Source organism: Pseudomonas sp. GW821-FHT09C09, from assembly GCF_059418105.1.
Genome location: NZ_JBWKPF010000002.1, coordinates 264,571 through 276,600, shown reverse-complemented (window position 1 = coordinate 276,600; position 12,030 = coordinate 264,571). Strand labels below are relative to the sequence as shown.

Below are 12,030 nucleotides of genomic sequence, written 5' to 3'. Positions count from 1 at the left end.
AGGCATGCCCCGATAGTATTTTTTTACGTTCACTGCGATCAGCGTAGCGGTTTGTTGCTGTACCGATTCCGCGGGCCAAGGATCCACACGAAACGGTCAAAATTCCGTGAAATGGCAACTTGGGTTCAGGTTTTCCCCCACGGGGCCGAAATCCTAACAGACAAGCCGCAATAGCGCTGCCGCGCTCTACGACTTGGGTCGCGTATGCCCGGCCACTGAAACGTGGTTGGATGCTGGCGGTGATTTATTACAAGAAAAAGAAATCGGAGTGACAGCGTTATGAACAGCTTGCGCAGTGTGTCGATCAGCCGACGCTTGTGGCTCATCTTGATTGTGGCGGTGGTCATGCTGCTGACCCTGGGCCTGTTGATGCTCAAGCAGATCCACGATGACCTGTATCACGCCAAGGCCCAGAAAACCCAGCATGTGGTGCAGACCGCCAGCGGTTTGCTGACCTACTACCAAGGCCTGGAAGCGGCCGGAACCCTGACCCGTGACGCCGCCCAGAAACAGGCGCTGACCGCGATTCGCGGCCTGCGTTATGACCAGAACGATTACTTCTGGATCAACGACCTCACACCCGTGATGGTCATGCATCCGACCAATCCCAAGCTCGAAGGCCAGAACCTCTCGGCGATCCGCGACCCGGACGGCTTTGCGGTGTTCAACGAGATGGTTGCCATTGCCAAAGCCAAGGGCGCCGGCATGGTCGATTACCGTTGGCCGAAACCCGGTGCCAGCGAGCCGGTGGCCAAGACCTCCTACGTGAAACTGTTCGAGCCGTGGGGCTGGGTGCTGGGTTCCGGTGTGTATGTCGACGATGTGCAGGCCGAGTTTCAGGGCCAGGTGATCAAGGCTTCTGTCGTAGGCCTGGTGATCGCGCTGATCATGGGCGTGCTGGTGATTCTGATTGCCCGCAGCATCGTCCGCCCCTTGCAGGAAACCGTGAACGCCATGGCCAACATCGCCAGCGGCGAAAGCGACCTGACCCGCAGCCTCGACACCCACGGCCAGGATGAAGTCACGCAACTGGCCCATCACTTCAATGCCTTTACCGCCAAGCTGCGCCGGGTGATCGGCGATTTGCAGGTGTCGGCCAGCGCGCTGGGCCAGTCCTCCACTGAGCTGGGCAATGACGCGAGCCAGGCCCAACAACGCAGCCAGCAACAGTCACAGCAGATGGAGCTGGTGGCGACGGCCATCAACGAAGTCACCTACGGCGTGCAGGATGTGGCGAAGAACGCCGAGCATGCCGCCAACGAAATGCGCGATGCCGAAGCCCAGGCGCAACAGGGCCAGATCAACATCGACGGCAGCCTGCAACAGATCGACAAGTTGTCCGGCACCATCGATCAGGCCGTCGAAGTGATTCGTACGCTGGCAACCGAAAGCACGCAGATCGGCAGCGTTCTGGAAGTGATCCGTTCGATCGCCGAGCAGACCAACCTGCTGGCACTCAACGCCGCCATCGAAGCCGCCAGGGCCGGCGAACAGGGCCGGGGTTTTGCCGTGGTGGCCGATGAAGTCCGCCTGCTGGCGCAACGCACGCAGAAATCCACGGCGGAAATCCAGTCGATGATCGAGCGCCTGCAAAATCATTCCGAAGCCGCCGTTAAGGTGATCGGCGACAGCAGCAAGGCGTCGCAACTGACCATCGAGCAGGCCGGACTGGCCGGCGCCAGCCTCAATGCCATCGGCCAGGCACTGCGCAACCTCAATGGCCTGAACGCTTCCATCGCCAGTGCGACCCTGCAACAGGCGCACGTGGTCGAGGACATCAACCAGAACGTCACCCAGGCTGCCGGCCTGTCCCACAGCACCGCACTGGCTGCCGAGCAGTCGAGTGCCGCCAGCGTGCGGCTCGGACAGTTGAGCGAGCAACTGAACGGATTGCTGCGCCAGTTCCGCGTCTGATCCCGGTCACCGGTGGGAGCTCACTCCCACCGGTTTTTGGGTACAATCCGCTCCCTCTTTTACTCCCTCCAAGGATCTTGCATGTCCGGGCTCGAACTGTTTGCCGCCGCCCTCGGTGTGATCGCCGTCTGGCTGACGGTCAAACAGAACCCCTGGTGCTGGCCGATCGGGCTGGTCATGGTGCTGCTCTACAGCTGGATCTTCTTCGAGGTGAAGCTGTATTCGGACATGTTGCTGCAAGTGGTTTACGCCGCGCTGCAAGTCTACGGCTGGTGGCAATGGACCCGGGCCGGGACGATGCATGACGGGCGTGAGGTCAGCCGGCTCGACTCCCGTTCGATTCTGCAAGGGCTGGCTATTGGCGCCGCCGGCAGCCTTTTGCTGGGCGCGGCCATGGCGCACTGGACCGATGCCGCGCAGCCCTGGCTCGACGCGGCGCTGACCGCTTTCAGCCTGGTCGCGCAGTTCTGGATGGCGCACAAGCGCCTGCAATGCTGGGCGCTGTGGTTCGTGCTGGATGTGATCTTCGTCGGCCTGTTTCTTTATAAGGGCCTTTACCTCACCGCTGCGCTGTACGCCCTCTTCACCCTGATCGCGGTGCTGGGCTGGCGGGAATGGCGCGCCGATCCGGCGTTGCGCGCATGAAAGTCGTTGTTCTGACCGGTCCGGAATCCACCGGCAAGAGCTGGCTGGCGGCCAGGTTGCAGCAACAGTTCGGCGGTCTGCGGGTGGACGAGTACGTGCGCTGGTTCATCGAGCAGAATCCCCGGGACACCTGCCTCGCAGACATTCCCGAGATTGCCCGCGGCCAGTTGCAGTGGGAAGACGAAGCACGAGCGCAGCAGCCGTCGTTGCTGATTCTCGACACTCATTTGTTGAGCAATATTCTCTGGAGCCAGACGTTGTTCGGCGACTGCCCGGCCTGGCTGGAACCGGAACTGCTGGCGCGTCATTACGACCTGCACCTGTTGCTGTCTCCGGAACAGATCGACTGGACGGACGACGGCCAGCGCTGCCAGCCGCAGTTGAGTGAACGAGTGGGGTTCTACGACGCCACCAAGGCCTGGCTGGAGCAACATCACCAGCCCGTCAGGATCATTCAGGGCGACTGGGCCGCACGGCAGACTCAAGCCTTCGACGCCGTACGAACCTTGCTGGAAGGCTGACCCGGGTTTCGGGTCAATGTCCCCGTCCCGGGGCAGAAGTGTCCGTTCCTGAAACACTCCCCCCGGTGCAAAGTGCCCGTCTCAACGGCCTTCATCGCTTTGTCACCCGACTTGTTACGCCTGTGAAACACTTGCTCGCAAACCCTTGTTCCAGAGCTTTGCAACAGGTATGGGCGCTTGTGCCGATGACGCGTTGTTTCAATGTTGAAACAGCTTTTGTATCAGCCCTGCACACCTTCGAGCCAACTCGTTGAAATCCAAGAACATTTAAAAACCGGCACAGCTTTCGCTCTCTCCTTCACAACGCTGACTTGGGCCAGCCCACTGAAGAAGGAATTGCCGCCGTGGGAAACATCAACAAAGCCTTCACTTGCCTTCTGCTGATCGGATCAGCAGCCAGCACATTCCTCAGTTTCAACGTTCAGGCCGAAGGCAATGGCGTGATCGTACTCAACCGCGACGTCCAGCCCATTCCGATCGGACGCAGCGCTTTCGGCAAAGACCCCTATCCCACCACCGTCAATGCCAACCCTTCCGGTCGCATCAATCAGGCGATGACCAGCACCGAACTCAATGACGGTGACTTTGCCAGTGTAGCCAGTGGCTCATCCATTCGCGGCAACATCGGGGTTGATTCCAGCCTGCCCGGCATGAACGTCCTGACCAATCCAAACGGCCTGCCCGGCATGAGTGCCGGTCACGGCGGCGGCGGTGGCGGCACGATTTCCAACACCATCAACCGCTCCCTCAGCACCGGTCTGGCTCCGCTGACCCGCATGGCCGGAGGCCAATAAGATGAATCGTTCCCTGCTCCTGCTTGCTCTGCTTGGCTGCACCAGCGTCATGGCCGATCCGAGCGCCGTGGACAGCGCCAACATTCAGAACTCCGGCGTTCAGTACAACGGCAACTTCAACGTCAACCAGGCCGCCGGCGACCAGCAACAACAGACCAACGTCAAGTCGATTGCCATCGGCACGTCGGCCAGCGCCACCACCACCATTCACCAGAAACTCGACACCCCCGCCGACCGCTCGATCAACGCGAGCTCGACCATCGGCGGCACCTCATTCAGTAACGGCAACGGCGCACTGGGCGTGAACCAGGGTTCCGGGGCCAACAACCAGATGGCCAACGCCATGCGCATCAGCATCAGTGCTGCACCGCAGAGCGTTGACGATAGCGCCCTTTCCCAACAGAACGTGGCGTTGTTACCGAGCTCAGGAGCAACTGGTACCCCCGGCAGTCGCCAGGTCACGACAAGTGATCAGGCCTTCACCGGCAGTCGCGGGGTAATCCAGGTGAACCAGAGTGCCGGGGTGGGGAACCGAATGGCTAACACCCTGAGCATCCGGGTCGCTGACTGACCCAAACAAGCAGTGCAATTAGAAAGTACCAACACTTAACCAACTAATAAGCACGACGGAGAAACACCATGAAACCTACAATGGCTCTCAAACCACTGGTTTTCGCACTCGCAGCAGTGATGGCAATCGCAGCACAGGCAGGCGGTCGTGATGACAATCACGGTCATGGTCACGATCACGGCCCAAAAGGCCCAACCCTTGAAGAACTGCTGCAAATCGGCGCTGGTGCCGGTGCTGCAGTGCTTGATGTGCAAAACAACAACGGCAACACCGTGTTGAACCAGGGCACTCAAAATAACGCCAACGTCAGCGGCTCCCTAAACGGCGCCAACGGCAACATCGGCGCAAACAACGTTGCCGGTGACGGCAACCAGCAAGACAACGCCGCTGCACTGGCAACCGCCGACGAAAGCTTCATCTTCGGCTCCGCCGTATCCGCCTCCAGCGCAACCCAGGTCAACACCAACAACACCGTTGCCAACTACTCCAGCACTGCCAATGCCAGCCTGAACAACGTCGGCAACAGCGGCTCGGGTAACATCGGCGTGAACAACGCCGCCGGCAACTTCAACCAACAGAAAAACAACCTGGCAATCGCTGTATCCGGTGGTCGTGTAGCGCAAGCCGCTGCCGCCGCCAACCAAAGCACCACCGGTCTGCAAGTCGGCAACAACGGCACTCAGACCTACAAAAAAGATACCCTTACTGGCACATTCACCGCAGGCGGCGCATTCGTGGCCGCAGGCACTGCAACCACCAAAGACGATGATCACGGTCATGGTGGTTATGGTGGCGGCTACGGCGACAACGACCGTGGCCACGGTGGTAACGGCGGCAAAGATCAGAAATCTGATTTCGTTGCCGTGGGTGTCTTCGGTCTGGCTGGTGTGACCACTCAACAAGTGATGACCCCAGACGGCTGGAAAAACCCTGTCACCAACAACGCCAACATGACCAACGTGGGCAACAACTGGTCCGGCAACGGTGGCTTCAACAACGCTGCCGGCGTTGGCAACCAACAAAGCAACTCGCTGTCCATCGCTGCAGGTTGCAAAGCCTGCATGTAATCGCGATCGAAACGAAAGCCCCGGAAACGGGGCTTTTCCTCAGTCCGCATAGGCGTATCGATCATGCGTAAGACTACCCTCCTCGCTCTGCTTTGCCTGTCCGGCCTCGCCCAGGCTGCCCAGATGCCCGTGGCTGCCCTGCCGGGCGGCACACTCGTCTACAAGAACGTGCAAAGTATTCGTGAGCGCAAGTTTTCCGACATCGTCGAACAAAAAACCGATTTCAGCTGCGGCGCCGCCGCACTGGCGACGGTACTGCGCCAGGCTTATTGGCTCGACGTCGATGAGGAGCACATCATCAAAGGCATGCTGGTCAACTCCGACCAGGACCTTGTCCGTACTCAGGGTTTTTCCATGCTGGACATGAAGCGCTACATAGAAAGCATCGGCATGCGCGCCAGGGGCTACAAGATTCCGCCGGAAAAACTCGACGCGGTCACTATCCCGGTGGTGGTACTGATGGAAATTCGCGGCTACAAGCATTTCGTGGTGCTGCAGCGGGCAGACAAGGATTGGGTCTACATCGGAGACCCGGTTTTAGGACACAAACGCTACGCCCATGATGACTTTGTCAAAGGTTGGAACGGCATTGTCTTTGCCATCGTCGGCCCCGGATACGACAAGACCAATGCATTACGCAGTCCTCCGGCACCGCTGACCGCCAAGAACAAGCTGGATAACTTCAACCCCGTCAAAGATGCTGAATTGATGGACTTCGGGTTCATACAGAGCGACTTCTTTTAATCGCCGATTATAAAGAGTGGGGCTGGATGTCCCGGGAGCAGCAGATGAAAACCTCATACTGGCTGGCCGCCGCCTGCCTGGCAGCGAGTGCGTCAGGCTATGCCAATGCAGGATTCAAACCCATAGAAATCCAGGATTCGGAGCTGTCACAGCTTCGCGGTCGTTATGTGATGCCGGGGCGGATCATCAGCTTCGGCATCGTCATGAGCAGTACCTGGCGCAACGCCAGCGGTGATCTGATCGGGGCTGCGACCTCGATGCAATTGCAGGCAGCAACCGTAAAACCCGAATTCTATGTCTCGACCATCAAGGAAACCGGCAACGGCAGCACCCCGCAAACGGGTACCGGCTCGGTCATTGGTGGCGCAGGACTCAACAGTTCCCAGGGCGTGACGCAAAGCGTACGCGCCGCCGGCGACGGCAACACGGCCTACAACAACGTGGCCATCAATGTTTCCGAAGCCAACCAGGCCCCCGCACTGGTACCGGCCCAAGGGCAGGCCCTGATGGCCGGACAAACGATTTCCGGCAGTAATGCCGCTGGCAGTGTCGCGGTTTCGGCCACTGGCGGTGGCGTACAAATGGCCATCCAGGCCGCAGGCAATCAGGGCACGGCCCTGCAACAAGTGGCTCAAGGAGGTCTGCTGCAGAATACCCGCTTGCTCGGAAATGCAAACGTCGTCAACAACCTGACGCAACTCAATGTTGTCCTTAACAATAACGGCATGAGCGCCGGCGCACTGGACTGCAATTTGAGTCAACTCAGAGCACTACGCAATATCGGATATTGAACTACGCTGAGTCTCGATCCATTGGGCTTAAAGGGACGGCTTATTCATGTATCGATCAGTATCACTGCGTGCCGCTGTATGTTTGAGTACTCTTCTACCCGCGGCGATGCTGCAAGCAGCACCCGATGCGGATGTGGAGACCTTGAAACAGGAACTTCTGGAGCTTAAGCAACGATACGAAGTGCAACAGAAAGCCCTGGCGGTGCTCGAGCAACGAGTCCGCCAGGTCGAAGACCAACCGGCTTCTCCACCACCAAAACGTCTGGCCAAGTCGCCAGCCGACATGAAAGGCAATCCCAAAGTGGCCACCGGTACCGGGGCTGCAGCAGCGTCGGGGGGCGCCGCCGGGGGCAGTGGCGCATCCTATGGCCAGTCGCTGGCCGACGATTCACAACCTGCACAGAGTGTGTCCAACCTGTACGACGAGGCCAGCGGCTTCTTCGGTGGCGGCAAGTTCAGCCTGGAAACCGGCATAACCTATTCGCGTTATGACACTCGCCAGCTGATTCTCAACGGCTTCCTGGCACTGGACTCGATCTTTCTGGGCAACATCAACCTCGACCGGATCAAGGCCGACACCTGGACCCTCGACCTGACGGGCCGCTACAACTTCGATAACCGCTGGCAGTTCGATGTGAACGTGCCTGTGGTGTATCGCGATTCGACTTATCAGTCAGGCGGGGGCAATCAGGGCGCAGCCAACGTCACCACGGAACAGGATGTCTCGCGGGATCCGACCCTTGGCGACGTCAACTTCGGTATCGCCTACAAGTTTCTCGACGAGTCGGTGAACACTCCGGACGCGGTGGTCACCCTGCGAGTCAAGGCGCCAACCGGCAAGGACCCGTTCGGCATCAAACTGCGCCAGACCGACGCCAACACCAACTTGTTCGTGCCTGACACCCTGCCGACCGGTAACGGCGTCTGGTCGATCACCCCCGGTATCTCGCTGGTCAAGACGTTTGACCCGGCCGTGCTGTTCGGCAGTTTGTCCTACACCCACAACCTGGAGGAGTCGTTTGACGACATCAGTTCCACGGTCAACCAGAAAACCCCGGGCAAGGTCCGCATCGGCGACAGCTTCCAGATCGGCGCAGGCATAGCCTTCGCACTCAATGAAAAAATGAGTATGTCGTTCTCGGTTTCTGACCTTGTACAACGCAAGAGCAAGCTGAAGCAGGATGGCGGGGACTGGGAATCGGTGGTGTCCAGTGACGCCAACGCCGGTTACTTCAACGTCGGCATGACCATTGCGGCCACCGACAACCTGACCATCGTACCCAACCTGTCCATCGGCATGACCGACGATGCCCCGGACTTTTCCTTCAGCCTGAAATTCCCGTACTACTTCTAACCCGCCCCACCATGAACGCAACATCATAAAAAGGCCCGCTGCGACTTGTATCGCAGCGGGCCTTTTCAGCTTCTTCCCCGAAGAAGCACCGCGCCCTAGCGGATCTGGTGTTTGTGCAACAAGCGGTAGAACGTCGGCCGGGAAACCCCCAGCACTTTGGCGGCCACACTGAGGTTGTCACTGTGCCGATTCAGTACATCGCACAACGCCTGGCGTTCGGCCCGGGTCTTGTAGTCTTCGAGGGTACCCATCGGAGTGGTCAGCGACTGCTGACTGATCAGCCCCAGGTCACGGGCCTCGATCTGCCTACCCTCAGCCAGCACCAGCCCCCGGCGTACACGGTTGGCCAGTTCACGAACATTGCCCGGCCAGTCGTGCTTGCCCATGGCGATCAGCGCGTCTTCGCTGAAGCTGCGCGGCCGACGGCCGGTTTCGTGGCTGTAGAAATGGGAAAAGTGGTTGGCCAGCATCGACAGATCGCCATGCCGCTCTCGCAACGGCGCGGTCACGACTTGCAGCACATTGAGCCGGTAGTACAAGTCCTCACGAAAGCGCTTTTTCTCGATCGCCGCTTCAAGATCGACGTGAGTGGCTGCCAGCACCCGGACATCCACCGGGATCGGCTGGCTGCCGCCTACTCGTTCTATGTGCTTTTCCTGGAGAAAGCGCAGCAGATTGGCCTGCAGCTCCAGCGGCAGATCGCCGATTTCATCGAGAAACAATGTGCCGCCGTTGGCCGCCTCGATACGTCCGACCTTGCGTTGATGGGCGCCGGTGAATGCGCCTTTTTCATGGCCAAACAGCTCGGACTGGATCAAGTGTTCGGGAATCGCCCCGCAGTTGATGGCCACGAACGGTTTGCTATGGCGCTGCGACTGTCGGTGCAGGGTACGGGCGACCAGTTCCTTACCGGTCCCGCTTTCGCCGCGAATCAGTACCGGTGACTCGGTGGGGGCGAGTTTGCTCAACAGCTTTCGCAGTTCGCGGACCGGTTTGCTGTCGCCGAGCAGCTCGTGTTCCGGCTGGTCCACATGGACATTGCCCTGGCCGCGCAGGCGCGCCATGCCGAACGCCCGCCCCAGGGTGACCTGCACCCGAGAGACGTCGAACGGCAAGGTATGGAAGTCGAAAAACCATTCACAAACGAAGTCCCCGACGTTCTGCAGGCGCAGCACTTCCTGATTCAGCACGGCAATCCACTCGGTACCGCTGCGGCTGATCAACTCTTTGACGGCTTCCGGGCGTTCCAGGTGAAAAGGCTGCAAACGAAGCAGGCCGACATCGCAACTGCGGTCGGCGGCATTTTCCAGGCTACAACTATCAACATCCCAGCCTACGGCGCGTAAACCGGGCAACAATCGGTGACAGTCGTCACAAGGGTCGACTACCAATAAACGTCGTAACGCAGGCGCTTCGCTCATGACTGTTCCTTGGCGCCAAATTATAGGAAATGATTGTAAAAACAGTCATTTGGCAGACCTGGCTGTAACATTAGCAAGAATTTGACGGCGCCTTGTATCGATTGCTTATAGGTGTACAAGTGAAGCAGTTATAAGAACCTGTTTTGTTAGTTGGCTATCGACTCGATTCTTTCACCCAGCTTTCAAAAAACGCCGTAACAGAGATTGTATGAAAGAAAGTCGAAATTTCTTCAAATCCTGTGTGACCTGCCGGCGGGTTGCGTGCATCAGTACAAGTAACTCGCCGCACGGTAAGCCCAACCGACGGCACATCACTTGATTGGGCAATACAGAGAGAAGACCCCATGACCGCCCCGCTCCGTATCAACGAAGCTCTTTTGATTGCCAACCACGCATTTAAACCTTTCCAATGCGTGGCCTGGGCCCCACAAGACGGCAATGGCGAACTGAGCCTGACCGTCATCGACCGCACCAACTCGCAGATTGGTCGCACCCGCATTCCAAGCAGCGCCTATTCCGATCCGGCCCAGCTCGAATGCCTGTTGCAACAGGCTCGCGCTGAACTGAGCGACGAAGGTTATGCACTGCAGTCCTGGTCGATGCCACACTGATCCGAGGGCAATGCGGATGACTTTCCAGTCATCCGCCCTCTTCTTTCAAGTTGCTGAATCCTTTTTAACTTCAGCCACTTTGTACAACTTTCCTCCACACTTTCGCGCCTGAATACTTGGCAGGCTTGCGACTGGTTCAAAAAGTCACTGTTCTGGCACACAACGACGCTCCACCTGTTAGTTCTGTCAGTTGTACTTGTGCGACTACAGGGATTGAATGTTTCGCCATGCAGTTACCGACCCGGCTCCCGGCTATTGGTCAACTTGCAAGGAGGAGCAGGTATGTCAATCCAGTCCGCTATTGCGCTCCCGGCGCTAGCGAATAACGCCGGACAACTCGACAAGAGATTTGCCAATAACGGCGTGGCTCAGGTTTATTTCTCCGGCAGCACGTCCAGCCTGACCCAGCATGTCGCCCTTGATCCGCAAGGTCGTATCCTGATCGCCGCCAAGGTCGGCACGCCTCAAGGCAGCCGTTTCGGCCTGGCCCGTCTGCTGGATGATGGTTCTGCGGATCTTGGCTTCGGTTTTCAGGGCAGCGTGATCGGCCAGTTCGCCCCTGGTTTCGAAGCCACGGGCAGCAAGGTCCAGGTCTTGCCTGACGGGCGAATCCTGCTGGCAGGCCTGCATTACGAGTCCGAACATCGCACCTTGCCCGCCCTCGCCCTGTTCGATGCAGAGGGTCGGCCGGCCGTAGAATTCGGCGACAACGGCCGGAAAATAGTGCGTTTGCCCGGCGATCTGTCCATCGGCACTCGCGACACCTGGCTGCCACCCGGTGTCCCGGGGGCAGAAGCCTGCGATTTTGCAGTCCAGGATGACGGGCATATTCTGTTGATTGCCAACCACCACTGCTCTTTGGCCGACCATGTCGGCATGCTGATCCGCGTCACGCCCGACGGTAATCTTGACGCAACCTTCAATGGCCGAGGGTTTGTGATGGTCCGGCACTTGCTGCTCAATACCTGGCTGGGGAGCTTGTTGCTGCAAGAGGACGGACGAATCGTGGTGGCCGGCGCCATCGACTTCCCCCAGGAAGGCCTGCTCGCACGCTACCTGCCGGACGGGCAGCTCGACGAACGCTTTGCGCTGGACGGTTTCCTTGCCTTCAAGGCTCAAGGACACAGCGCGCTGGTCAACCAGATCATCGAATCCGCGAATCACCTGCATTGCTTTGGCAGCAGCCGCGACCCGATCCGCTGCATGGCGCTGTCCATCCACAGCAATGGTCGCCCCGACCTGCACTGCAACAACGGTCAACCCACCCTGCTGGACATCGGCCCCAGCGGCTGCCAGTGGAGCGCCGCACAGCGCATGCCGGACGGCCGGCTTATCGCGGCAGGCGCGACGATTGGCGGGGTCGAGGCCGATTTCATCGTTGCGCGTTATCTGGCCGACGGTCGCCTCGATCACAGCTTCGGCGCCGGCCACGGCTGGTTGCGTACGCGACTGGGCCGCAGTCTCGATACCGCTACATCGCTGGCGGTGCAACCGGAAGGCGGGATCCTGGTCGGCGGCTATTCACTGGATGGCAACTACCGCGCCGTGGTGGCGCGCTATCTGAACCCATGAACAGAAACTTCCCGCACTTGATCTT

12 protein-coding genes are annotated in these 12,030 nt (G+C 59.1%); 11 read left to right on the top strand and 1 reads right to left on the bottom strand.

All coding sequences use genetic code 11. The annotated features are described in order from the left end of the window. The first annotated feature begins 279 nt into the window (after positions 1 to 279). The 9 genes from AC07NR_RS06295 to fapF all read left to right on the top strand — a co-directional run bounded on the left by AC07NR_RS06295 (position 280) and on the right by fapF (position 8,401). The gene (locus AC07NR_RS06295; protein ID WP_495078088.1) at positions 280 to 1,914 is read left to right on the top strand and encodes a methyl-accepting chemotaxis protein; all 1,635 of its coding nucleotides are present in this window, start codon (positions 280 to 282) and stop codon (positions 1,912 to 1,914) included. Positions 1,915 to 1,995: 81 nt separating this feature from the next. Then, entirely contained in the window at positions 1,996 to 2,559 is a 564-nt protein-coding gene (gene pnuC, locus AC07NR_RS06290) for a nicotinamide riboside transporter PnuC (RefSeq protein ID WP_495078087.1), read from the top strand. Further along, positions 2,556 to 3,080, top strand: a complete 525-nt coding sequence (locus AC07NR_RS06285; RefSeq protein WP_495078086.1) for an AAA family ATPase — start codon at positions 2,556 to 2,558, stop codon at positions 3,078 to 3,080. Before pnuC ends, AC07NR_RS06285 begins: the two co-directional genes overlap by 4 nt. 344 nt (positions 3,081 to 3,424) lie before the next feature. Further along, positions 3,425 to 3,874 carry a functional amyloid chaperone FapA gene (gene fapA / locus AC07NR_RS06280; protein ID WP_085708160.1) on the top strand — a complete coding sequence of 150 codons (450 nt, stop codon included), beginning with the start codon at positions 3,425 to 3,427 and terminating at the stop codon, positions 3,872 to 3,874. A 1-nt stretch (position 3,875) separates the two neighbouring features. Beyond that, positions 3,876 to 4,445, top strand: coding sequence for a fibril amyloid subunit FapB (gene fapB, locus AC07NR_RS06275; protein ID WP_085708161.1), 570 nt, complete (start codon positions 3,876 to 3,878; stop codon positions 4,443 to 4,445). Between the two features lie 68 nt (positions 4,446 to 4,513). After that, the gene (gene fapC, locus AC07NR_RS06270) at positions 4,514 to 5,512 is read left to right on the top strand and encodes an amyloid-like fimbrin subunit FapC (protein ID WP_134826738.1); all 999 of its coding nucleotides are present in this window, start codon (positions 4,514 to 4,516) and stop codon (positions 5,510 to 5,512) included. Between the two features lie 63 nt (positions 5,513 to 5,575). Then, positions 5,576 to 6,256: a fibril amyloid maturation endopeptidase FapD gene (gene fapD, locus AC07NR_RS06265; RefSeq protein ID WP_085708163.1), complete on the top strand. Its 681-nt coding sequence runs from the start codon at positions 5,576 to 5,578 to the stop codon at positions 6,254 to 6,256. A gap of 44 nt (positions 6,257 to 6,300) precedes the next feature. Next, entirely contained in the window at positions 6,301 to 7,047 is a 747-nt protein-coding gene (gene fapE, locus AC07NR_RS06260; RefSeq protein ID WP_134826737.1) for a fibril amyloid subunit FapE, read from the top strand. A 46-nt stretch (positions 7,048 to 7,093) separates the two neighbouring features. Further along, entirely contained in the window at positions 7,094 to 8,401 is a 1,308-nt protein-coding gene (fapF, locus tag AC07NR_RS06255) for a fibril amyloid transporter FapF (RefSeq protein ID WP_085708165.1), read from the top strand. 95 nt (positions 8,402 to 8,496) lie between these two features. On the opposite strand, the gene AC07NR_RS06250 is transcribed toward fapF, so the two are convergent. Continuing rightward, entirely contained in the window at positions 8,497 to 9,822 is a 1,326-nt protein-coding gene (locus AC07NR_RS06250) for a sigma-54 dependent transcriptional regulator (protein WP_495078085.1), read from the bottom strand. Positions 9,823 to 10,166: 344 nt separating this feature from the next. Between AC07NR_RS06250 and AC07NR_RS06245 the strand changes: the two genes are divergently transcribed. Next, on the top strand, positions 10,167 to 10,433 hold the full coding sequence (locus AC07NR_RS06245; RefSeq protein WP_085708167.1) for a hypothetical protein: 267 nt from the start codon (positions 10,167 to 10,169) through the stop codon (positions 10,431 to 10,433). 282 nt (positions 10,434 to 10,715) lie between these two features. Continuing rightward, entirely contained in the window at positions 10,716 to 12,005 is a 1,290-nt protein-coding gene (locus tag AC07NR_RS06240; RefSeq protein ID WP_495078084.1) for an NHL repeat-containing protein, read from the top strand. Positions 12,006 to 12,030 lie beyond the last annotated feature (25 nt).

What these genes read in the sequence shown, in the direction of transcription:
- fapD (WP_085708163.1), top strand. Translation starts at nt 5,576, where the DNA reads ATGCGTAAGACTACCCTCCTCGCTCTGCTTTGCCTGTCCGGCCTCGCC.
- AC07NR_RS06295 (WP_495078088.1), top strand. Translation starts at nt 280, where the DNA reads ATGAACAGCTTGCGCAGTGTGTCGATCAGCCGACGCTTGTGGCTCATC.
- fapB (WP_085708161.1), top strand. Translation starts at nt 3,876, where the DNA reads ATGAATCGTTCCCTGCTCCTGCTTGCTCTGCTTGGCTGCACCAGCGTC.
- AC07NR_RS06285 (WP_495078086.1), top strand. Translation starts at nt 2,556, where the DNA reads ATGAAAGTCGTTGTTCTGACCGGTCCGGAATCCACCGGCAAGAGCTGG.
- fapF (WP_085708165.1), top strand. Translation starts at nt 7,094, where the DNA reads ATGTATCGATCAGTATCACTGCGTGCCGCTGTATGTTTGAGTACTCTT.
- fapE (WP_134826737.1), top strand. Translation starts at nt 6,301, where the DNA reads ATGAAAACCTCATACTGGCTGGCCGCCGCCTGCCTGGCAGCGAGTGCG.
- pnuC (WP_495078087.1), top strand. Translation starts at nt 1,996, where the DNA reads ATGTCCGGGCTCGAACTGTTTGCCGCCGCCCTCGGTGTGATCGCCGTC.
- AC07NR_RS06245 (WP_085708167.1), top strand. Translation starts at nt 10,167, where the DNA reads ATGACCGCCCCGCTCCGTATCAACGAAGCTCTTTTGATTGCCAACCAC.
- AC07NR_RS06250 (WP_495078085.1), bottom strand. Translation starts at nt 9,822, where the DNA reads ATGAGCGAAGCGCCTGCGTTACGACGTTTATTGGTAGTCGACCCTTGT.
- AC07NR_RS06240 (WP_495078084.1), top strand. Translation starts at nt 10,716, where the DNA reads ATGTCAATCCAGTCCGCTATTGCGCTCCCGGCGCTAGCGAATAACGCC.
- fapC (WP_134826738.1), top strand. Translation starts at nt 4,514, where the DNA reads ATGAAACCTACAATGGCTCTCAAACCACTGGTTTTCGCACTCGCAGCA.